22 protein-coding genes and 2 tRNA genes are annotated in these 21,382 nt (G+C 64.5%); 16 read left to right on the forward strand and 8 right to left on the reverse strand.

Annotated elements, in window-relative coordinates; genetic code table 11:
• Positions 1 to 128: 128 nt before the first annotated feature.
• The 3 genes from VI234_RS04490 to VI234_RS04500 all read left to right on the forward strand — a co-directional run bounded on the left by VI234_RS04490 (position 129) and on the right by VI234_RS04500 (position 1,743).
• Complete coding sequence (locus VI234_RS04490) at positions 129 to 737, forward strand: DUF309 domain-containing protein (RefSeq protein ID WP_336329351.1); 609 nt, start codon at positions 129 to 131, stop codon at positions 735 to 737.
• Positions 738 to 840: 103 nt separating this feature from the next.
• Positions 841 to 1,401 (forward strand): diadenylate cyclase, encoded by a 561-nt coding sequence (locus VI234_RS04495; protein WP_008307669.1) that lies wholly within the window; start codon positions 841 to 843, stop codon positions 1,399 to 1,401.
• Positions 1,402 to 1,518: 117 nt separating this feature from the next.
• Entirely contained in the window at positions 1,519 to 1,743 is a 225-nt protein-coding gene (locus VI234_RS04500; protein WP_008307668.1) for a hypothetical protein, read from the forward strand.
• A 110-nt stretch (positions 1,744 to 1,853) separates the two neighbouring features.
• Here VI234_RS04500 and azf read toward each other — a convergent pair whose 3' ends face one another.
• On the reverse strand, positions 1,854 to 2,627 hold the full coding sequence (gene azf, locus VI234_RS04505; protein WP_008307667.1) for an NAD-dependent glucose-6-phosphate dehydrogenase Azf: 774 nt from the start codon (positions 2,625 to 2,627) through the stop codon (positions 1,854 to 1,856).
• A gap of 74 nt (positions 2,628 to 2,701) precedes the next feature.
• Here azf and VI234_RS04510 point away from each other — a divergent pair, with 74 nt between their 5' ends.
• The 4 genes from VI234_RS04510 (at position 2,702) to VI234_RS04525 (ending at position 5,900) form a co-directional block, all read left to right on the forward strand.
• Positions 2,702 to 3,049 (forward strand): dihydroneopterin aldolase family protein, encoded by a 348-nt coding sequence (locus tag VI234_RS04510; RefSeq protein ID WP_336329352.1) that lies wholly within the window; start codon positions 2,702 to 2,704, stop codon positions 3,047 to 3,049.
• A 73-nt stretch (positions 3,050 to 3,122) separates the two neighbouring features.
• Positions 3,123 to 4,229 (forward strand): DUF7544 domain-containing protein, encoded by a 1,107-nt coding sequence (locus tag VI234_RS04515; RefSeq protein ID WP_336329353.1) that lies wholly within the window; start codon positions 3,123 to 3,125, stop codon positions 4,227 to 4,229.
• Between the two features lie 105 nt (positions 4,230 to 4,334).
• Positions 4,335 to 4,781: a DUF5790 family protein gene (locus VI234_RS04520; RefSeq protein ID WP_336329354.1), complete on the forward strand. Its 447-nt coding sequence runs from the start codon at positions 4,335 to 4,337 to the stop codon at positions 4,779 to 4,781.
• A gap of 231 nt (positions 4,782 to 5,012) precedes the next feature.
• The gene (locus VI234_RS04525) at positions 5,013 to 5,900 is read left to right on the forward strand and encodes a DUF4399 domain-containing protein (RefSeq protein WP_336329355.1); all 888 of its coding nucleotides are present in this window, start codon (positions 5,013 to 5,015) and stop codon (positions 5,898 to 5,900) included.
• A 26-nt stretch (positions 5,901 to 5,926) separates the two neighbouring features.
• Here VI234_RS04525 and VI234_RS04530 read toward each other — a convergent pair whose 3' ends face one another.
• Positions 5,927 to 6,451, reverse strand: coding sequence for a DUF6789 family protein (locus tag VI234_RS04530; RefSeq protein ID WP_008307662.1), 525 nt, complete (start codon positions 6,449 to 6,451; stop codon positions 5,927 to 5,929).
• Positions 6,452 to 6,568: 117 nt separating this feature from the next.
• Here VI234_RS04530 and coxB point away from each other — a divergent pair, with 117 nt between their 5' ends.
• From coxB to VI234_RS04545, 3 genes are read left to right on the forward strand one after another with little or no spacing between them, the layout of a single operon-like run.
• Positions 6,569 to 7,366, forward strand: a complete 798-nt coding sequence (gene coxB, locus VI234_RS04535) for a cytochrome c oxidase subunit II (RefSeq protein ID WP_336329356.1) — start codon at positions 6,569 to 6,571, stop codon at positions 7,364 to 7,366.
• Positions 7,363 to 9,933 (forward strand): cbb3-type cytochrome c oxidase subunit I, encoded by a 2,571-nt coding sequence (locus VI234_RS04540; RefSeq protein WP_336329357.1) that lies wholly within the window; start codon positions 7,363 to 7,365, stop codon positions 9,931 to 9,933. Before coxB ends, VI234_RS04540 begins: the two co-directional genes overlap by 4 nt.
• 4 nt (positions 9,934 to 9,937) lie before the next feature.
• Positions 9,938 to 10,204 carry a cytochrome C oxidase subunit IV family protein gene (locus VI234_RS04545; RefSeq protein WP_008307659.1) on the forward strand — a complete coding sequence of 89 codons (267 nt, stop codon included), beginning with the start codon at positions 9,938 to 9,940 and terminating at the stop codon, positions 10,202 to 10,204.
• A gap of 20 nt (positions 10,205 to 10,224) precedes the next feature.
• On the opposite strand, the gene VI234_RS04550 is transcribed toward VI234_RS04545, so the two are convergent.
• The 3 genes from VI234_RS04550 to VI234_RS04560 form a co-directional block, all read right to left on the reverse strand.
• The gene (locus VI234_RS04550) at positions 10,225 to 10,665 is read right to left on the reverse strand and encodes a hypothetical protein (protein WP_336329358.1); all 441 of its coding nucleotides are present in this window, start codon (positions 10,663 to 10,665) and stop codon (positions 10,225 to 10,227) included.
• Between the two features lie 127 nt (positions 10,666 to 10,792).
• A complete protein-coding gene (locus VI234_RS04555) occupies positions 10,793 to 12,715 on the reverse strand; it encodes an ABC transporter ATP-binding protein (protein ID WP_336329359.1) in 1,923 nt (640 codons plus the stop codon).
• A 39-nt stretch (positions 12,716 to 12,754) separates the two neighbouring features.
• On the reverse strand, positions 12,755 to 13,342 hold the full coding sequence (locus VI234_RS04560; RefSeq protein WP_336329360.1) for a DUF192 domain-containing protein: 588 nt from the start codon (positions 13,340 to 13,342) through the stop codon (positions 12,755 to 12,757).
• A gap of 97 nt (positions 13,343 to 13,439) precedes the next feature.
• Here VI234_RS04560 and VI234_RS04565 point away from each other — a divergent pair.
• The 5 genes from VI234_RS04565 (at position 13,440) to VI234_RS04585 (ending at position 16,214) form a co-directional block, all read left to right on the forward strand.
• Positions 13,440 to 13,513 (forward strand) — tRNA-Val (locus tag VI234_RS04565).
• Positions 13,514 to 14,026: 513 nt separating this feature from the next.
• A tRNA-Phe gene (locus VI234_RS04570) sits at positions 14,027 to 14,100 on the forward strand.
• A gap of 463 nt (positions 14,101 to 14,563) precedes the next feature.
• Positions 14,564 to 15,205, forward strand: a complete 642-nt coding sequence (locus tag VI234_RS04575) for a class I SAM-dependent methyltransferase (RefSeq protein ID WP_008307655.1) — start codon at positions 14,564 to 14,566, stop codon at positions 15,203 to 15,205.
• A 73-nt stretch (positions 15,206 to 15,278) separates the two neighbouring features.
• Complete coding sequence (locus VI234_RS04580) at positions 15,279 to 15,848, forward strand: hypothetical protein (RefSeq protein ID WP_336329361.1); 570 nt, start codon at positions 15,279 to 15,281, stop codon at positions 15,846 to 15,848.
• A gap of 120 nt (positions 15,849 to 15,968) precedes the next feature.
• Positions 15,969 to 16,214: a hypothetical protein gene (locus tag VI234_RS04585; protein ID WP_336329362.1), complete on the forward strand. Its 246-nt coding sequence runs from the start codon at positions 15,969 to 15,971 to the stop codon at positions 16,212 to 16,214.
• Here VI234_RS04585 and VI234_RS04590 read toward each other — a convergent pair whose 3' ends face one another.
• Together VI234_RS04590 and VI234_RS04595 are read right to left on the reverse strand one after the other, a co-directional pair.
• The gene (locus VI234_RS04590) at positions 16,215 to 16,889 is read right to left on the reverse strand and encodes a class I SAM-dependent methyltransferase (protein WP_336329363.1); all 675 of its coding nucleotides are present in this window, start codon (positions 16,887 to 16,889) and stop codon (positions 16,215 to 16,217) included.
• Positions 16,890 to 17,044: 155 nt separating this feature from the next.
• Positions 17,045 to 17,569, reverse strand: a complete 525-nt coding sequence (locus VI234_RS04595) for an Hsp20/alpha crystallin family protein (protein ID WP_336329364.1) — start codon at positions 17,567 to 17,569, stop codon at positions 17,045 to 17,047.
• Between the two features lie 221 nt (positions 17,570 to 17,790).
• Between VI234_RS04595 and VI234_RS04600 the strand changes: the two genes are divergently transcribed.
• Entirely contained in the window at positions 17,791 to 20,856 is a 3,066-nt protein-coding gene (locus VI234_RS04600; protein ID WP_336329365.1) for an FAD-binding and (Fe-S)-binding domain-containing protein, read from the forward strand.
• Here the strand turns inward: VI234_RS04600 and VI234_RS04605 are convergent.
• On the reverse strand, positions 20,848 to 21,375 hold the full coding sequence (locus VI234_RS04605) for a hypothetical protein (protein ID WP_008307647.1): 528 nt from the start codon (positions 21,373 to 21,375) through the stop codon (positions 20,848 to 20,850). The genes VI234_RS04600 and VI234_RS04605 overlap by 9 nt on opposite strands.
• Positions 21,376 to 21,382 lie beyond the last annotated feature (7 nt).

Raw genomic sequence — 21,382 nt, forward strand, 5'->3', positions numbered from 1 at the left:
TGCTCGTGTGGAACTCCGTCCGAACGGTTCTACCGACGCAAACCGCCGAGCGACGGTAATACGGTCTCGCTGTCGAAACTTTGCACAGACGCCGATGTGGTTTTCCGACCGCGAATCCAACGCACCGTGTGCGCGACCATCTCCGTGCCGGCATCGCAGTGTACAACGAAGGTCGCTACCGCGCCGCTCACGACGCGTGGGAGGCGTACTGGCTAGACCTCGACGAAGGTGACGACGAGCGGTTTCTGCACGGTCTCATCCAGTTCACCGCGGTCGTCCACCACGCTAGCGAGGAGAACTGGTCGGGCGCGCGGGGACTGGCCGAGAGCGCGACGGAGTACCTCGACGGCCTACCCGACCCGTACCGCGAGGTGGCGCTAGACAGGGTCCGGTCGTTCCTCGCGGCGACGGCGGCGGACCCGCACCACGCAGCGGCAGACCCGCCATCGATGATCCACGATGGCGAAGCGATTGGCTACGATGCGCTTGCTTTCGACGCGACTGCCATCGCTGCCGAGGTACTGGCGGAGGCTGGCCGGTACGACGAGGCAGTCATCGACGACGCTGTTGACCGCGCGCGAGATGAACTCGACGGCGACGGCGGCTCGCAGTTCGTCGGAATGTTGTTCTCGTTCGTGCGCGAGCGCGCCCAGCGCCCCGTCGTCTACCAGCGGCTCCGGGACCACGTCGAACTGGAACAGCAGAAAGACGACGACGTGCGGGGGCTGTTCGAGTAGCTCGGGCCGCTTGACTGGCTGGTTACCCATTTAATCAACACAACGGATTTTCCGGAAATCCGCACCGACTATGCCCGTGGCGGCCCAACCGACAGACGACCGAATGAGCGACTCGATTGAACGTCCGAGTCCCGCAGACGCGGAGAGAGAGGCCGCCCCGGAGAGTGCTGTTCTCGACCGAATCAGGGGCTGTGTCGAGGACGTGAGTCTGGCGTTCGACCGGTGGGACGACGCTCACGTACGGGGGCCGGGGCTGTACGTCGTCATCGAGCGCGACCCGACGACGGCGTTTTCCGACCCGATGGGGTCGAACCGGTGGCCGGTCGAGGACTGCCCGAGCGTGTTCGACCAGTCCGGGGCGCTGTTCGAGGCGGCCCAGTCGGTTGCGGTTGCGTGTGACGGCGCAGTTGTCGTCCGCAGTGACGGCACAGTCAGACCATCGATGGTTCGGCTCACGCAGTTGACTGAAGCGGAGGCGGAAACTGTCGACCAGCTTCCGTATGCTGACTGGATGGGGACACGACACATGAGTGCGCTGGAGACCTCCACTCGGGACGCCGTGTTTGCAGTGGTGACGCTGAGCGAGGAGAACGGGCGGGTCACTGTCTTTCGAGACGGGACCTACGAGGACCGGCAGCACGACGTCCTCGGCGAGAAGTGGTAGCGGTCCGTGGTGTGCCCGCCACGGCTCCGGTTCGGCGACGGGCTTCGATACGGGCGTTTTTGCTGGGTTCGTGTCCCAACCCACGCACTTATGTCAACACTCCGAATAGATGGAGACATGAAGTCCCGCCTTATCCGTGCGTGGAGTCGTGCCAAGAACGCTGCCGCTTTCGCTGCCGTCGGTGCTGGAATCGGTGGGCTGTTCAGTAAAAGTGCTGCGAGTAGTGGTGCCGCGCTCGGCGCACTCGTCGGCGCCACGATCGGCGAGAAGCGAGCGAGCGTCGGCCCCATCTCGGAGAAGATAACAGACGAAGCGAGTGGGATCGTTTCTTCGGACGAATAGAACCGGACTGGTGTCCGACAGAGCGGCTGGACGATTCGAACCAGCCTGTTGCTCGGAGACGCTACCGTATCGGCGCAGGCGGCAAAAGCTCACTGACGCCGGTAACGGCGCTACGGTTCCGGTTCGGCGACGCGTTCTTCGCCGTCGAAGTGCGCGGAGTTGTCCTGTGGGTCGTAGCCAAGTACCTCTTTCGCGCGCTCGATGGAGTAGTACTTGCGGTCGTTGTCGGAGATCCCGTAGACGATTTCGTACTCGTAGTCGGCCTGGAGCGCGCAGTCGTGGATGTGAGCACAGTCCCGGTAGGAGAGCCACATCGCCTGCCCGCGCTCGTAGTCAATCGGCGGGTGGCCCCGCGTGAGGTTGCCGATACGGATGTTGCAGACGGAGAGCCCGTACTGGTCGTGGTAGTAGCGGCCCAGCACCTCGCCGGTGGCTTTCGAGACGCCGTAGAGGTTGCCGGGGCGGGGGAGTTCGGTCCCGTCGAGGCGGTACTGGTCGTCCGGGCGGTACATCTCGGGCGTGCGCTCGTCCGTTTCGAAGGAGCCGACGGCGTGGTTCGAGGACGCGAAGACGAACTTCTCGACGCCCTCGTCGACAGCGGCCTCGTACATCTTCTGGGTGCCGTCAATGTTGTTTTCGAGGACGGAGTCCCAGGGGGCTTCGGGCCGGGGGTCGCCGGCCAGGTGGATGACGGCGCTGACGCCGTCCATCGCCGCGGCCACGTCGCCCTCGCTGGACACGTCCCCGACGAGGTACTCGTGGTCGGGCTCCTCGGCGGGTGGGCTGTGGAACATGAGTTTCCACTCGTAGGCGTCCTCGAGGCCTTCGAGGATGGCCGCCCCGACAGCGCCGCCAGCGCCGGTGAGCAGAACCGGGTCGTCCATTCGTATGAGACGATACGTCGCACGCAATAGGTAGCTTGCGGTTCGCTTTTGTGTCGCCCAGCCGGACCGAGCGTATGGAACCCACAGCTCCGCAGGAGGCGTGTTTCGAAGCGGGCGTCAAGTTCGGGTCGCTGTATCACCAGTTCGCGGGGACACCGATCAGCCCGGCCAGCGCCGACTCGCTCGCGGCGGCGATGGAGGAAGCCATCGAGAACCAGCCGTTCTGTGAGGCGGTCACCGTCAGCGTCCGAACAGAGGCGCTGGAAGACGCTATCGCCGAGGGGGGTGCGGACTACACGGAGCTCACCGGGCGGCTCATCGACGTCGAGATGCGCATCGAATATGAGGGGGCCATAGTGGAGACGAGCATGGCGATGGAGGACGGCTACCCGCTGATGCAGGTCGACGCGGTGCGGGAGTGAATGGCTGGACGGGAGCCTGAATCCCTGTCACAGCCCCGAAAATTTTACCAGAGCGGGCTGTGAGGCTTCCGGTATGGCCCTCCACGCAGTCGACGATATCGACGACGCAATCGACGCGACGAAGTCGTTTCTATTCCCGTTCGAGAAGGGGACGTGGCTCCGAATGGCGTTCGTCGTGTTCTTCATCGGTGGCGGTGGTGTCGGACTGAACAACGTCCAGTCGTTCAGCAACTTCGGCGATTTCGGCGGGAACGGCGGACCCGGCGGTCCCAGCGGCCCGGGAAGCGAGTTTCAGCTGGCCGCGCCGCTTGAAACTGTGATGTCCGTGCCCGGGAACCTCGCCTTGCAAGTCTCCGAGCCCGGCGTCCCGTCCGGCGCACCGGACGAACTACTCGCCGGGGCTGGGCTCCTTGTGCTCGCCGTCATCGGCCTGTTCATCCTGCTGGCATTCGCGTACGGCATCCTGAGTAACTTCATGGAGTTCGTGTTGACCCAGGCGCTCATCGACCGCGAGATACACGTCCGCCGGTACTTCAGCGAGCACGTCGGGAACGGAATACGGCTGTTCCTGTTTCGGCTTGTCCTCGGGGTTATCTGGCTCGGGATCGCGCTCGTGATCGGTGCAGCAGTGTTCTTCCTCGCGCTCGGTGGCGAGGCCGCAAACGTCGGTATGTCGAGCGCCCTCGCGCTATCGGGGCTGTTCATCGCCGTGTTCGCGGTGCTCGCGATAAGCTACGGTATCGTCTTCGGTTTCACCACGGTGTTTGTCGTCCCGCTGATGACGGCGGACGATGACGGCGTCCTCTCCGGTTGGTCGCGGCTCTGGGGGTCGATGAAACGCCACCCCAAGCAGTACCTCGCCTACCTGTTTTTCTCCATCGTCCTCCAGATCGGTGTCGGTATCGTCAGCGCGATTCTCGGCATCATCGCATTTATCGTCGTTCTGATCCCGTTCGGGCTCGTTGCGTTTGCGCTGTATCTCGCGCTCCAGAATTCCGTCGGCGTGGTCCTGGCCGGGGTTGTCGGGCTGCTGGGGCTGCTGGTCCTGCTCGTTATCGGTGCGCTCATACAGGTCCCGCTAACGACGTTCCTACGGTACTACGCGATGCTCGTGCTGGGTGACATCGACGCAGACATGGACCCGATTCCCGAGGTGCGCTCGGCCATCCGGGCTGAGTAGCCACAACGGCTTTTCGGTTTCAGGAATTACCGACCGGTCACGTCCTGCGGTTTCACTTTCACTTTCAGGCGGGCTTTTAATCCCTCACCGCACCAACGTCTCCGTATGAGTCAGTCAAGTCTGGACGACGACGAACTGTTCGGCGAGGCGGCCAATGAAATGCGCACGGACGTCGAGGAGTCGCTCGCGAAGGCTCGCGACGCGCTCCCCGAGGCCGATTCGGTCTGGGACGTGGAGGCCGACAACACGCTCGGCGTTCTGAACTCCCTCAAAACGGCACTCGACGTGGGCGACGCCGAGGACCACCTCCGCGACGCGAAGAAGTGGTACACGATGGGCGAACGCGCCGACGCCTTCGAGGACGCCGATGACCTCGCCGAGGAAATCGAAACCATCGCCGACCTCATCGACGACGTCGACGACGCTCGCGAGCAGATCGGTGACCTCACCGCGACGATCCCACAGCTCCGAAACACGCTCGAAGAGTTCGAGGGTGAAGACGGGGCGGACGCGGAGGCGGACGGCGACGCCGACGCGGAAGCCGAAGCCTGAGCGCAAGCTAACCACGTTCCGGCGAATGCACACCGCGTTCTCCGCCGGTCACCAGCGCATCGCTTGCGTCGTCCAGCGACTTTTGTCCCGCAAGTCCCGGTTTCGGTGTAGTTGACTACAGAAACAGGTCCGACCGGTGCCTGGCAACCGGTGTGACATTCTATCCAAAGCCGTATTTACGGCCGGTCGAGCGCTTAAGTGTTCGTGGAGCAACAGTTCCGGCCACGCGATATGGACGACAGACTCACACGCCGAACGTTCGTCTGTGGCGTCTCGACTGTTGTAGCGACCGGTCTCGCGGGCTGTAGCGAGGAACAGTCGGGCGGCGGCGCGGGGACACCTACCCGGACAGACGGAACCGATAGCATGGCGACAGAGCCATCGAACGGCGGGGATACCGACACCACAGAAGCGGAGACCGGGGCGTATCGGAACGGCGTTGGACAGGACGCCAGCGTCTCCTTTTCAGTCCCGGATACTGGCACGACCCTCACGAGCCCCTCGGTACAGTGGCAGGCCATCGCCGACGGCGTCTCCATCGAAGAAGCCGGGGAAGGGACCAGCGGGGCCGGGCACTACCACATCATCGTTGACGCCGACCCTGTAACGCCGGGCGAGACAATTCCGACGGACGACGCCCACATCCACTACGGGACCGGGCAGCGAGACGGCGTGCTGGAACTGGACCCCGGCGAGCACACGCTCCACCTCCAACTGGGGGACGGCGCACACACGGCGATGGCACTGACCGACAGCGTCAGCCTGACCGTCAGCGACGAGGCCAGCCTCAGTGTCGAGACGAGCGTCGACGGGAGCGTGGTTGACTGGGAAGCCACCGCCGAGAACTACACCATCGGCCCCACCAGCGACGGTATCACGTCGAATACGGGCCATCTGCACGCGATCGTCAACACCGATCCGGTGCCGACCGGCGAGGTCATCCCAAACGATGCGCGACACGTCCACTACGGCGACGGCTCGACGAGCGGGAGCCTCGACCTCGCCGAGCAACTGGGCGATGCATACGAGGCCGGCGAGCAGACCGTTCACTTCCAGGTCGCATCCGCGACACACCGTGCGACGACGCTCACCGCGTCGGAGACAGTAACGACGGAATAGCCCGCAGTTTCAGACGTTCCTCGGCCTCAGACGATAGAGTCCGGGCGCGTCGAGAAGTAGTTGAACACCGCGCCGAGTCCGATGCCGTAGACGACGTGGGCGACGAGCGTCAACACTGCGTACAGCACCAGCGTAAGTCCGGACTGGTCGGTGTAGAAGGCGAGCACGAATCCGGTCCACATCGCGCCGCCGAAGAACGCGCCGCTGACGGGATCGGACTGGCCCGGGAGGTACGCTTTCAGCGAAGCGAACAGTAGCGGCCACGGGAACATCCCGCCACCGAGGAAGATGAAGAAGCCGAACAGTACCTCCGGGACGTAGCCGGTCAGGCCCACGAGCTCGGTGAGGATTGCGAAGTCGTCGAGACTGAACGCGCCCAGTGACTGGGCGATGAGGAAGACGACGGACATCATCGCTGTCCCGACCAGCCCGCCGGCAGCACCGACGACACCGTCGGCGAGAATCCCGGCGAGGCTATCGAACTCCTCGACCTCTGTGAGGCCGTCGTCGTTGATAGGCGGGTCCTCGACGCCGGGTGACGTGTCTTCCATGGTGTGTTGTAACATGGCAGTTGATAAAAAAGTTCCCGCACACGTTAGGCCAGCGAAGGACATATGTCAGAAATCTGTCCGCAATACCTATTACAAGGTGGGAAGAATCATGAAGAAATGGCGGTATCCTTGATAACATACGCCACGGTTGTGTTCCCCTTGCACGGTGGCGACGTCAGGGCACCCAGTGCGGTGTTCGACCAGATCTTCGAGGTGTTCCTGCTGCTGGGAACGGCCGTCGGGGTGGTCGTCGTGGCGTACACGATGTACCACGCGCTCAAGTACCGCGACGACGGGGGCGGAACGGACCCGTACGCCGACAAGGTCGAACGGCCCGAAATGGGGGAGATGCCGACCGGCGGCGCGGGTGGCCGGAAGGTGTTCTACTCGTTCAGCATCAGCGCCATCATCGTCGTCTCGCTCATCGCCTGGACGTACTCGCAACTGCTGTACATCGAGCAGGGGCCCGATCTGGCTCAAGAGGAGGCGCTGGAAATTGACGTGGAGGGATACCGGTTCGGCTGGGACTTCGTGTACCCGAACGGGCACACGACCAACACGCTCTACGTGCCACAGGACCGGGTGGTCAGGTTACAGGTGACCGCGACGGACGTGTTCCACAACTTCGGGATACCGGAGTTGCGAGTCAAGACCGACGCCGTCCCAGGCCAGTACACGTCGGCCTGGTTCACAGCCAACGAGACGGGGACCTACGCCGCCAAGTGCTACGAGCTGTGTGGCAGCGGCCACTCGCTGATGACGACAGATGTGGTTGTGATGCCACAGGACGAGTACGAGGAGTGGTACGCGGAGACAAACGAGACAGATGCAGGCGGCAACGAGACGGCGACCGCTGCCGAAACGGACCAACGAATTACGGCTGAGGCGACCGCCCTCGGAGGTGCGCCCGCATGAGCCAGGAGCACGAACACGGCCTGCCGCCCAAATCATCAGTCAGCCGGTGGTTCCTCACGACCAACCACAAGGACATCGGCGTGCTGTATCTCATCACTGCGCTGTTCTTCCTGGTCTTCGGCGGCGTCCTCGCCCTGCTGTTTCGCCTGGAACTGATCTCGTCAGGCGCTGACCTGCTGGGGTCGATGGGGTACAACCAGGCGGTGTCGACCCACGGCCTGCTGATGGTGTTCTGGTTCATCTCTCCGTTTGCCTTCGGCTTCGCGAACTACATCGTCCCGCTGCAGATCGGCGCTGACGACCTCGCCTTCCCGCGGTTGAACGCCCTGTCGTACTGGCTGTACCTGTTCTCGGGCATCCTGATGGGCGTCTCCTTCTTCCAGGGGACTACCTTCGCGGGCGGGTGGACGATGTACGCCCCGCTGAACACGCCGGCGTACATCCCCGGCGAGGGCCTGGGCGCGACATCGGTCGTGCTGGCGCTCATCATGTTCACCGCCGCGGTGACGCTGGGGTCGGTGAACTTCCTGACGACGATGTACCGCATGCGTGCCGAAGGCCTTCGGATGCGAGATATCCCCATCTTCTCGCTGTCGATCAACCTCACCGTCTGGATGATGCTGTTCGCCTTCGCGGCGCTGCTTGCGGCGCTGATGATACTCGCGTCGGACCACATCCTCGGGACGACCTACTTCCAGTACTCCATCGACGGGACGACGATGGCGACCGACGCGGACAACCCGGGTGCGTCGCTGCTCTGGGCGCACCTGTTCTGGTTCTTCGGCCATCCGGAGGTGTACATCGTCTTCTTCCCCGCGCTGGGCGTGATGGCCGAGTGCTTCCAGACCTTTACCGGCCGCCGGCTGGTCGGCCGCAAGTGGTTCATCATCTCGATGGTGCTGGTGGCGCTCCAGAGCTTCGTCGTCTGGATGCACCACATGTTCCTGACCGGGATCAACCTCCCAATCAAGACCATCTTCATGGCGACGACTATCGGCATCTCGCTGCCCTTCGACCTGATGGTGTTCTCGCTCATCTACACGATGGCGAAGGGCCGGGTCCGGTTCACCACGCCGTTCCTCTTCTCGCTCGGCGCGCTCATCCTGTTCATCATCGGCGGCATCACCGGCGTCTTCCTCGGCGCAATCGTGCTTGACTACCAGTTCCGCGGGACCTACTGGGTCGTCGCCCACTTCCACTACGTGATGGTCGCGGGCGCGACAGCCCTCTTTGGCGGCCTCTACTACTGGTATCCCAAGATAACGGGGAAGATGTACAACGAGCGCCTGGGGAAGATCCACTTCGGTGTCTACTTCCTCGGGTTCAATCTGCTGTACTTCCCGATGTTCATCGCCTGGGAGACGCCGCGACGCGTGTTCGTCTACCCCGACGGCCTGCAGATCTGGCACTCGATGGCCACCGCCGGCGGGTTCATCCTCGGCGCGAGCTTCCTCATCATGTTCTATAACCTCTTCATGAGCCTCTGGCGCGGCGAAGACGTCGGGCCGAACCCCTGGGAGTACGCCACCTCCGCCGAATGGGCCGTCTCCTCGCCGCCGCCGCTGGAGAACTTCCCCGGCGTCCCGAGCTACGCCACCGGCAAGCTGGAGTTCCTCGACGACGAGACGGTCACGGAGCGGACCGAGCGCGCGCCCGGAGCCGCGGCCCACGGCCACGCGGCGACCGACGGCGGGACCGCGACGGACGGCGGCGCGGTGACAGCGAGGGCCGCGGCGACGGCCACCGCGATGGAGCCGGCCCACGAGACCGCTGGCGAGGAACACGCCAGCCACGCCAGCTTCTGGCCGTTCCTCGTCAGCCTCGGCGGGTTCATCGCCTTCCTCGGGCTGTCGGGCGTGCGGACGGGGAGCGTGTTCTACCTGTCGCTGGCGGCCGTCGGCGGGGTTGCGACGTTCGGGTCGCTCGTCGGGATGACCCGCGAGCCGTTCCACGCGCCGGAGATGGCCATCGCCGAGCGGTGGCCCTTCGAGCGCGTCGAGAAGATGAAACTCGGGATGTGGACGTTCCTCGCCAGCGACATCGTCCTGTTCGGTGCCTTCATCGGCTCCTACGCCTTCGTCCGGGTCGCCTACGGCTGGACGGCCTGGCACCACGACCTCATCCCGGCCGAACATGTGACGATGCCCGGTCTCATCAACACGTACCTGTTGCTCACGTCAAGTTTCCTCGTCGTGCTGGCGATGGTCGCCGCCGAGCGCGAGAGCAAGCGCGGGACCGTCGCCGCGCTGGTCGGGACGTTCGCGCTCGGGGTCGGCTTCCTCATCAACAAGGGACTGGAGTGGCAGCACCTGTTCCACATCAGCACGGAGGCGTTCCCGAACGGCTGGGGCCTCTCGACGAACATCGCGTCGTCGACGTTCTACCTGACGACGGGGCTCCACGGCGCCCACGTCACCATCGGGCTCATCATCTGTGCGTACATGACCATCAGGGCCTGGAACGGGGCCTACCAGGGCGACGACAGGGCCATCGAGTACTTCGGCCTGTACTGGCACTTCGTCGACATCGTCTGGCTGTTCCTGTTCCCGCTCTTCTACATCCTCTAGAACAATGGACTGGAAAGGCTACACCGTGATATACGTCGTGTTGTTCGCCTTCGCGACCGCACAGGCCGTCGTCGAGTTCGCCGGCCTCGTCGACAGCGCCTACTGGGCCGCCTTCGCGCTCATCATGGTGCTGTCGGTGATCAAGGCCGTGGGCGTTGCCGCGTACTACCAGCACCTGCGCTGGGAACCACGCGCCGTCACGTACCTCGTCCTCGGCGGGACTGTCGCCGCGCTCGCGCTGACCGGCGCAGCGGCATACTCGATACTGTGACCGGCCAAACAACCTGAAAATCAGGCCACCAGCTGGAAGCCAATAGCGATGAGAAAGAGCACACCGGCGACAGTCGCGGATTCGGCGACGGCCAGCGAGCGGGGGTGTCCCCGTCGCGTCGCCGACAGGTAGACGCCAAACAGCAGGTAGCCACAGAGGCCCGCCCCGCCGACGACAGCGACCGCCAGCCCCGCTGTTGCCTGCGTCTCGACGGGGCCGGAGATAAATGCGACGACGCCGACCAGAAGGCCGACGACCAGCACCGCGAACGCGGCGACCCAGACCATCGGCTGGTCAGCCATTTCCGTGAAGCGACTCTCGCGGTCGACCGCCGGGGACCGGCTGCTCGTCGACGCCCCCGGACTGTACTGATACCAGCCGCGCCCGCGGACCATCCATGCGACCACCGCCATCACCAACACGCCCATTAGTGCCGTGCTAGCGAGGTACGCGGTTGTCATGTGAAACCATTACAAGATAATGCGTAATAATCGTTTGTGCCCAGCCGACCGGAAAACGGCGTTCTCGACGCTTCAGTCATCAGCAACTGCCGACGGCTGAACCGGTGAGGATTCCATCTTCGAGCCGTCAGTCGTCGGCATCCGTCCGCGCCCGTCGCTGAATCGCACGCTCGACGAACTCTTCGGGGAGTTCGTCGATTTCGCCGGCCTGGACCGCCCAGAGGTTGGCGTAGAGGCCGTCCGCGGCGAGCAGGTCGTCGTGGGTCCCGCGCTCGACGATGCGGCCGTCCTCGACGACGAGAATCGTGTCGGCGTCTTTCACCGTCGAGAGTCGGTGGGCGATGGCGAACGTGGTCCGGTCGGCGGTCAGGTCGTCGAGCGACCGCTGGATGAGCATCTCCGTCTCCGTGTCGACGTCGCTGGTCGCCTCGTCGAGGATGAGGACCTCCGGGTCCTTCAGAATGGCCCGCGCGATGGCGATGCGCTGGCGCTGGCCGCCCGAGAGCTTGACGCCGCGTTCGCCGACCATCGTGTCGTAGCCGTCGGGGAGGTTGCGGACGAACTGGGCGGCCTCGGCGGCTTTCGCGGCGGCGACGATTTCCTCGTCGGTGGCGTCGAACGTCCCGTAGGCGATGTTCTCGCGGACGGTGCCGTAGAAGAGGAACGTCTCCTGGCTGACGTAGCCGATAGCGCGTCGGATGCTCTGGATCTGCACGTCCTTGACGTTCTGGCCATCGATTCGGACCGTACCGGAGTCAACGTCATACATCCGAAGCAGGAGCTTCAGAACGGTGGATTTCCCCGCACCGGTCGGGCCGACGAGAGCGACCGTCTCGCCGCCCGCAGCCTCGAAGGAGATGTCCGAGAGTACCGACTCGTCGTCGCTGTCGTAGCTGAAGGACACGTCCTCGTACTCGACCCGGCCCTCCGTCACGTCGAGTGGCGGTGCGTCCTCGGCCTCTTCGAGGCGGCCGGGCGTGTCCATCAGCCCGAACACGCGCTCGGCGGAGGCGTAGGCCCGCTGGTACATATTGATGATCTGGCCGAATTGTGCCATCGGCCAGACGAACCGCTGGGTGTAGATGATGAAGGCGACGAACTGCCCGCGGGAGAGGCTCGCCGTCAGCGGCCCGGGGGCCTGTCCGGTGACCATCAGCCCGCCGACGATGAACGTGACGACGAAGCCGATACCCGAGACCAGCCGGAGGCCGGGGAAGAACGTGATACGCGTCTCAATAGCGTCCCAGTTGGCGTCGAGGTAGTCCTCGGACGTGTCCTCGACCCGGTCGGCCTCGTAGGGCTCGGTGTTGGCGGTCTTGATTATCTGGATGCCGCTGAGGTTGTTTTCGAGCCTGGAGTTGAGCTTGCCGACCGTCGACCGCACTTCGGCGTATTTGGGCTGGATGACGTCGATGAACCGCTTCGTGAACACGGCGATAATCGGGACCGGCAACAGCGCGACCAGCGCCAGCTGCCAGTTCATGTAGAACAGGTACGTGGCGATGCCGACGACCATGATTATCATCCGCGAGGCGGAGTTCAGGCCGTCGTTGAGGAACTTCTCCAGCCGGTTCACGTCGTTCGACAGCACCGACATCATCTCGCCGGTCTGCTTGTCTGCGAAGAAGTCCATATTCAGCCGCTGCATCGTCTCGTAGGTGTCCGTCCGGACGGCGTGCTGGACGTGCTGGGCGAACTTGTTCCAGCCCCAGTTCCGGCTCCAGTGGAAAACAGCCCCGATACCGAACGAGGCGGCGATGATGCCGGCGGTGAGCCATAGCTGTGGGCCTTGCCCACTGGGAATCCAGGCATCGGGAACCAGAAAGAGACCGTATTCGGCCTCCTGCAGAAAGATGGCGTCGATAGCCAGCGCCAGGAGGAGCGGCGGCAGCAGGTCCAGCATCCGAGCCACGATAGAGCTGAACAGGCCGACGACGAACGCACCCCACTGTCCCCGACCGTAGCCGGTGAACAGTCGAAGCATCGGCCGGTCGACGCGTTCCCTGGCGTCCTCGAACACGTCGTCGTCCGAACCCGCGTCGAAATCCATTGTCAAATTCACGGGCTGAGCCCGCAAAAGGCCGTCGGGCTACGTGGCTTCGGGCGGCAGTTCGACCCGGTCGCCAACCTCGACGCCGGTGTGGTTCGTCCACCCGCGGTTCACTTCGAGGACGTACTTGCCCCGCCCCTCGTAGCCCGTCAGGCCGCTCTCGCTGGTCCCCTCCGGCGGGAGCGGCGCGTGGTGGATGGTGGTGATGGTGCCGTTGGCGTCGATGAAGATTATGTCGAGCGGGAACGACATGTTCCGCATGACGTAGGTGTGCTGGCCCGCCTCGTCGTGGACGAACAGCATTCCCTCGTTGGGTCCGAGCGACGCCGTCTCGCTCAGTCCGACGCGCCGCTGAGTAAATGTCTGCGCGATTCGCACCTCGACTGTCCCCAGCGGTTCCCCGGCCTCTTGTTCACGGACCGCGACTGTCGTCCCTGGGGTCGAAGCCCCCGTCGCGGGCTGTGTTGCGGTCGTTGTCGCCGCGTCCGACCCCTCCCGGACCGTTACCGTGCCTTCCTCGTACTCACCGGTTCCGAGCACTTCGACCCAGAGGCCGGTCTGGAGGACCACGGCGGCGGCGACGAGGAGGCCGACGAGTCCGAGGACGACCACGGCAGGGCGCTGCATACTCCGTGTGAGGGGCAGGCCGTGGGTAATACTGTCGGTGCCCACTGTCGACCGAGAGAGAAAGCGTTATTCCTGCCGATGGAAAACGGTGGCATACGGGTCCGTGGTCTAGTTGGTTATGACGTGGCCTTTACAAGGCCGAGGCCGGTGGTTCGAATCCGCCCGGACCCATCCTGCGACGAACGGACGTGAGGAGCGGATGGTCTCTGTGGATTCGAACCCTGGAAGACGAACGCAGTGAGTCTTCCTTCGGTTCGAATCCGCCGGGAGAGCGCTTTTCTCCCGAACCCCCCGTTCACTTTGCTCACGAGGACGCCCGGACCCATCCTGCGACGAACGGACGTGAGGAGCGGATGGTCCCTGTGGATTCGATTCCTGCGAGTCGCGCACGATATCATGACCCAGGTACCAGAGCGTCTATCTCGATTGATAGTCGCCCGTAATCCATATATCCGGAGTGGTGGTAGTGCGTGGCATGATAGATGGCTCGACGTGTCCGGCCTGCAGCGGGCACGTCTCGACGACCAACGGCACTGAGTACGAATGCGACGACTGTGGCGAGACGTTCGACAGCGCGGACCTGTTCCTCCCGTAATCGGCGGTCGAACCGCCCGGTCGATCCCACAGAACCTGCGCCCGCTTTCGAAATGCTTTTTTCTACCCTCGTCATCGCTTGGAGTGCACGCCGCCTTAGCTCAGACTGGGAGAGCACTCGACTGAAGATCGAGCTGTCCCCGGTTCAAATCCGGGAGGCGGCACTCCTCTGAACCCGACCGCCGAGCGAAGCGAGCGCGGCGGGTTCTGTGAGTGGACCCCGAGCGGATTTGAACCAGACGAGTTGCAGCGCCGAGCGGAGCGAGGCGACCGTCTCGGCGTGGTTCACAATCCGGGAGGCGGCATTTTCCTGCGTACAAAATGAGCAGTGAACACAGCCCCAAGCAGATTTGAGCGAGACCAGAAAGGCACAGCGAGCATTTCAGGGCGTGGGTCACAATCCGAGAAGCGACATACCATCTTTTTCCAGTTCGTTAAAAGCGAACCACTCGTCGCAAAAAGTGGGGGAATAGCCGGACGGTCCCGCCGGTAGCGTCCGGTGAGACTGTAACGTGCCTCGCTCGTCATGGTACGTGGGTTCTTTGTGACCGTGTCTACGCATCACCTGCTGAGGGGTGGGGGGACCCGAACATATTTGTACAGTGGAATCAGTGACGAAACAAGGTCATGGCCGGGGGTGATATTCAGTTCCATCCAGTCGTTGCGGCACTCTACGACCCCGTACAGTGGTACTTCGAGCGGTGTCAGGTTCCGGAGCATCGGGAGTATCTGGCGGCTGGACTGGACGGGACAGTTCTCGAAATCGGCCCCGGAACCGGGCCGATGCTGCCGTACTACGAGTCCGAGGCCGAGGGGACGGCATCGTTCCACGCCGTCGAGCCGGACCCGGGGATGTGGCAGCGGGCAGAGGAGAAAATCGCGGACAGCACAGTCGAGATGGCGCTGGTCAGTGGCCGCGGCGAAACGCTGCCTTACGGTGACAACACCTTCGACTACGTTGTCGAGTGTGGGGTGTGCTGTTCAGTACCGACTATCGATCCGATGCTCGCGGAGATTGCCCGAGTGCTCCGACCCGAGGGGGAGTTCCGGTTTCTGGACCACATCCGATCGGACGGGTGGGTTGGCCGGAGTCAAGACCTGTTGACGCCGCTGTGGCGCAGAATCGGCGGTAACTGCCACCTGAATCGGCGTCTTCGGCCGAAGATCGAGGCATCAGATCACCTTCAGTTGAGCGAGTGTACGACGCCGACGATTGGTATCTGGCCGATTCGCGAGTTCGCTCGCGGGACCGCGACGGCAGGCGACTAGGCGGCGACCGCTGCGTCGCCCCGGTCGGTTCGACACAGCCGCCGGAACAGGTAATTCCGTGGCGACGAGTGGCATGGGTATGACAGAGGAGCCAGCACACGAGCAGATGGAGCGCCACGCGACCCTGACCGACGAACTCGCGGCCCTCGGTGCGGAGCGGGACGCCGTCGCGGCGGCAGTACAGGACCGGCTTGCCGACGCGGTTTCGGAGGCGATAGCAGAAGCGGGCGCGAACGTCGGGAGTCTCGGGCAGTCCAAGGACGGCAAGCGGTTCCGATTCGAGGCGCGGCTCGACCGGGCGGCGCTGGTGGCGGCGGTGACGGAAGCGCTGCCGGACGGGTTCGTCGTCTCCCACGTCAACGAGGACGGGACGCTGAGCGTGGACTGGACCGGCGACAGCACCACGCCGTCGAAGCGGGAACACGGGGCCATCCTGAAGGCGATCATCGCAGAGGCGACAGAGACGGACAGCGACGGCTTCATCGAGTCCGTACCCAGCCGCGACCGCGTGCTTGCGCGGGCGGTGGAACTGGGCGTCGACGAGGGTGACGCGGCGGACCGTCTCAGTCGGCTGGCGACGCTGGATGTGGTTGACATCACCGACGAGGGGATATACCCCGACGAGAACTTCTCCCGGTACTAGCGGACCAGAGCGGGTGCCGGCCGACGGCAGACGGCAGGGACACGGGTGGCCGGCGTCGGCGTGACCGACGTCGGCGTGACCAACGTTTATTACTTGATCCGGCCAGTGGTGTCAGACGAAATGGCAGTATTATCGACAGAAGACGAGGGGAAGTTCCTCATGGACGCACAGGGAGAGCAGATCGGCATCGTGACCGAGGTCGACCCGGAAAGGCAGGTCGCGTACGTCGAGCCGGAGCCAGATCTCACCGAAGCCTGGGTGCAGGGGCTCGGGTTCGGTGACGCCGACGAGGACGATATCGAGGTCGCCGCCGACGCCATCGGAACGATCACTGACAGCGAACTGCGCGTGACTGTCGACCTGTAGTCACGCGACGGACTCGGGACGCTCGCCCACCACGAGCGTCCACCACTTGACGAACTGCGTCCGTTCGTAGAGGTCGAGCAGCCGCGCCGACGCGTCCGACTCGGAGATGCTCGCGAGCATCAGCGGTGATCCGAGCGTCCGTTTCGCGATGACCTCGAACGAGCCGGAGACGAGGTCGGTGACGGCGGTCTCCGAGAGGTGGCCGTAGATATCGGTGTCCTCCTCCAGAAGCCCCAGCCGGAACGCGGCACCCTTGGTGAGCTTGCGGTACAGCCCCGGCGTTCCTTCGAGCAGGGCGACGCGGCCGCCGGGGCGGAGCACGCGGGCGGCTTCGCGAATGATTTCCGGGCGGTCCGCGGGCGGGACGTGATGGAGGAACCGGCGGCCGATGACGGCGTCGAAGGAGTCGTCGTCGAACGGCAGCGCGCGGGCGTCACCAGCCAGCGCCGGCTTGCGGACGGTTTCGGCGTTCGACGGCCAGCCTTCCAGTCCGACATCGGCGCGGGGATGCATATGCTGGCCGAACGCGAGTTCGAGCGTCCGGCCGGGCGGGAGCTGTTCGGCTAGTAGCTCGTCGTGTTGCTCGTAGATTCGGTGCAACAGCGGGTGTTTCCGGACGTTCCGCGGCCGCTCGACGATGGCGCCGTCCTGAACGTCCCAGGTCGCGTCGGACATATTACGGCCTCACAGCACGGAGTCCCCGGCGGTCGCACGAAACTATAGAGGCGATAATAGAGCGGCAGCTGACTAATACCGGAATAGCAGGTTTCTAAGGGCGTTCTCACTGGGACAGTCGTGTAACGTCGGCAGACAACAGCCGAAAAGCGAGTCTATTCGATTTCGATCCGGTTCGAGTCGTCGGCGTCGTCCGCGCGCGGCAGCGTTATTTCGAGAACGCCGTTGTGGTAGGTGGCGTTGATGTCGTCGTCCACGACCGGCTCGGGAACAGTGACCCGTTCGGCGACCCGTCGGCTGTGGCGGCGAGCGCTGTCGCTGGTCTCTTCAGCGACCGTGCTCTCGCCCTGGATGCTGAGGACGCCGTCCTCGAAGCGGACGACGAGGTCGTCGCGCTCGAAGCCCGGGAGGTCGACCATCACGGCGTATCCGTCGTCAGTCTCGTCGACGTGGAGGTTCGTGTCGATACCGGGCCGGCGGTGGCCGCTCCGGCGTACGTCCGTGGACGGTCGGTCGGTACGGCGTTCCGGACTGTCGTCCATCCGGTGTCTCGAATCGTCACCCATCCGGCGGCCCAAACTGTCGTCTGTCCAGCGACTCTGGCTGTCGTCCATCATCGACCGTCGCGTCTGTGCGAAGAGTCGGAGCATCGTCTCGAACGGATCGTTGCTGTGTGTCATAATCACCTTATATAGGCTAGTACTGATATTAACAGTTGCGTAACATGTGCTATCACAGGGAGACAGAAGCGCGTGCTCCGGGCAGACGCTCGACCGGGTCAAAAGTGCGTCATGGGCTACCGTAGCGGAACTGTTTTGGCAGGCGTACAGCTAGAACAGCCAGAGCAAACCGCCGAGTACCCGGTCCGTCGGTGGCCGGGCGACTGGACACGACACACACTATGGCAACCGATTCCGGCACCCGGATAGACCCTTCGGCCGACGAGGTATCGAACTACGACTACCAGAACGACCGCGTCGCTCGGTCGGGCCTCGTCGACGACCTAAAGACACGGATCGACGGCGAGGTCCGGTTCGACGAGTACTCGCGACAGTTGTACGCGACCGACGCCAGCCTCTACGAGGTGCTGCCTATCGGCGTCGTCTATCCGCGGTCGACCGATGACGTGGCCGCGGTCATGTCCTACTGCGCCCAGCGGGAGATTCCGGTCCTTCCGCGGGGCGGCGGGACGAGTCTCGCCGGCCAGACCGTCAACGAGGCCGTCGTGCTGGATTTCTCGCGATACATGAACGACCTCGTCGAAGCGCGACCCGACGACCGGCGGGCGCGGGCCCAGCCGGGCATCAAGCTCGGCGACCTGAACGCGGCGCTGGCCGACCACGGGCTGAAGTTCGCGCCGGACCCCGCGTGGGGCGACAAGAGCGTGCTCGGCGGCGCTATCGGCAACAACTCCACCGGGGCCCACTCCCTGCAGTACGGCAAGACCGACGCCTACATCGAGGAGTGCGAGGTCGTCCTCGCGGACGGCACCGTCACGACCTTCTGTGAGGTCACGCGCGAAGAGTTGCGCGACCGAGCGGCCCCCGACGGTGACCTCGAAGGGCAGATTTACGCCGAAATCGAGCGGATACTCACGGAGGAAGGCGAGGAAATCACGAGCCACTACCCGGACCTGAAGCGCAACGTCTCGGGGTACAATCTCGACTGGGTTCTGGAAGACGCGCAGGACGGGACCGTCAACGTCGCCTCGCTGCTGGCCGGCAGCGAGGGGACGCTTGCTATCGTCACGGAGGCCGAGGTGTCGCTGGAGCCGATTCCCGAGACCAAGTCGATGGCCCTGCTCGCCTACGAGGGGCTCATCGAGGCCATGGAAGACGTTTCGGACATCCTCGAACACGACCCGGCGGCCGTCGAGGTGCTTGACGACGTGCTCATCGACCTGGCCCGGGACACCGCCGAATTCGAGGACGTGGTCGGCATGTTGCCCGAGGGGACCCGCACGGTGCTCATCGTGGAGTTCTACGCCGACGACGCGGAGAGCGGCCGGCGGAAGGTCGCTGACCTGCTGGCGGACCGGACAAACGGCATCGACTCGGTCGCGGACCCAACAGATGGCCGGACCGTCGTCGACGCGCCGGTGCGGGCGTTCGACGCCATGGAGGCCCACGACGAGGCCAAACGCGAGAAGTTCTGGAAGATGCGCAAGTCCGGCCTCCCCATCCTGCTCTCGCGGACGACCGACGAGAAACACGGCTCGTTCATCGAGGACACCGCCATCCCGCCCGAGAACCTCCCGGAGTACGTCGCTGACTTCCAGGATATCCTTGAGGAACACGACACCTTCGCCTCCTTCTACGCCCACGCCGGTCCCGGCGTCCTCCACATCCGGCCGCTCATCAACACCAAGTCGGTCGAGGGCGTCGAAACCATGGAGTCCATCGCCGACGCGGTGACCGACCTCGTCGTCAAGTACGGCGGGAGCGTCTCCGGCGAACACGGCGACGGCCGCGCCCGCACGCAGTGGAACGAGAAGCTCTACGGTGCGGACCTCTGGGAGACGTTCCAGGAACTCAAATCCGCGTTCGACCCCGACTGGCTGCTCAACCCCGGCCAGGTCGTCGGCGTCGACGCGGGCGAGGTCGAGTCCGGCACAAAACCGGAGCGGGCGCGTACGGTCGACATGACCGAGAACCTCCGCTTCGACCCGGCGTACGAGTTCGACGCCGGCTTCGACCCCGCACTGGAGTGGGACAACGACAACGGGATGCAGGGGATGGTCGAACTCTGTCACGGCTGTGGCGGCTGTCGCGGCCCGCAGGAGACCACCGGCGGCGTGATGTGCCCGACCTACCGCGCATCCGAGGAGGAGATGACGACGACCCGCGGGCGCGCGAACATGCTTCGGCAAGCGATGAGCGGTGACCTTCCGGACGACCCCACGGACGAGGAGTTCATGCACGAGGTGCTCGACCTCTGTATCGGCTGCAAAGGGTGTGCGAAGGACTGCCCGAGCGAGGTCGACATGGCGAAGCTCAAAGCCGAAGTGACCCACGCGTACCACCAGGAACACGGGTCCAGCTTCCGGGACAAGGTGTTCGCCAACGTCGACTCGCTGGCGGGGTTAGGCAGTGCCTTCGCGCCGCTCTCGAACCTCGCGACGAAGGTGCCGGGCGCTCGGACCGTTCTGGAGAAGACGGTCGGTATCGCCACGGACCGCACACTCCCGAGCTTCCAGCGGACGACGCTGCAGGACTGGTTCGACGAACGCGGCTCGCAGGTCCCGGCGGACGAAGCCGAGCGGCAAGCCCTGCTGTTCCCCGACACGTACACGAACTACAGCCACCCCGAGGTCGGGAAGGCCGCCGTCCGCGTGCTCGAAGCCGCTGGCGTCCACGTCCAACTGGCCGACCGGACCGACAGCGGGCGACCGGCTCATTCGAAGGGCTTTCTCGACCAGTCACGAGCCACTGCGCGGGACAACGTTGACGCGCTCGTCCCGGCAGTCGAGGAGGGCTGGGACGTGGTGCTGGTCGAGCCGAGCGACGCCGTGATGTTCCAGTCGGACTATCTGGACCTGCTCTCTGGCGAGGACGTGGAGACGCTCGCGGCCAACGCCTACGGCGTCTGTGAGTACCTCGACACCTTCCGGCTGGACGAAGGGGCCGACTGGGACACGCCGGGCGAGACGCTGACCTACCACGGCCACTGCCACCAGAAGGCGACGAAGAAAGACCACCACGCCGTCGGCGTCCTCCGGCGGGCCGGCTACGATGTCGACCCGCTCGATTCGGGCTGTTGTGGCATGGCCGGCTCCTTCGGCTACGAGGCCGAGCACTTCTCGATGAGCAAGGCCATCGGTTCGATCCTGTTCGACCAGATCGGAGAGAGCCGCGGCGACACCGTCGTCGCGCCCGGTGCGTCCTGTCGCACGCAACTGGACGACTGGGACGAAAGCGACGGCGAACCGCCCCATCCGGTGGAGAAACTCGACGCTGCCTTAGCCTGAGTCGGTCTCGCCCGGTTGGCGAACCGCCTGAACGATGCCGACGGTCTGGCCGACCAGCGCAAGCCCGATGCCGGCGAGCAGCGCGGTTTCCGCCGGCGGGAACAGCGCGCCGGCGTAGACCGCCCCACCGAGAACGCTCAATACTGCTCCGGCCGTGTACGCCCGCTGGCCTGCTGGAACGCGCTTCCCGGTGTAGTAGAGGCCCACGCCCGGAACGACCATCCATCCCAGTATCGTCGTCGTCAGGAACGGGATCCGGAGCGGAGCGTAGAGTAAGCCGACGATACCGCCGACGGTCAGGAGGAGGCCGACGAGCAGAATGTCGCGCCAGACCCGGAGGACGCCCGTCTCCATCTCGTCCCACGAGAGAGCGGCGAAAGCGGCAATGAGGACGGCAGCGACGACGTGAAACACCAGCACCGTTCGGTCAGTGACCACATCGAGATGAGCCAGCCCCACGAGCAGCCACGCGAGCGGGATGAGTACGGTCGGGCCCTGTGCGCGCAAGCGAGGGAACATACGCCTC

Origin of the sequence: Haloarcula sp. CGMCC 1.2071 (assembly GCF_037078445.1) — an archaeon.
Lineage (GTDB): Archaea > Halobacteriota > Halobacteria > Halobacteriales > Haloarculaceae > Haloarcula > Haloarcula amylolytica.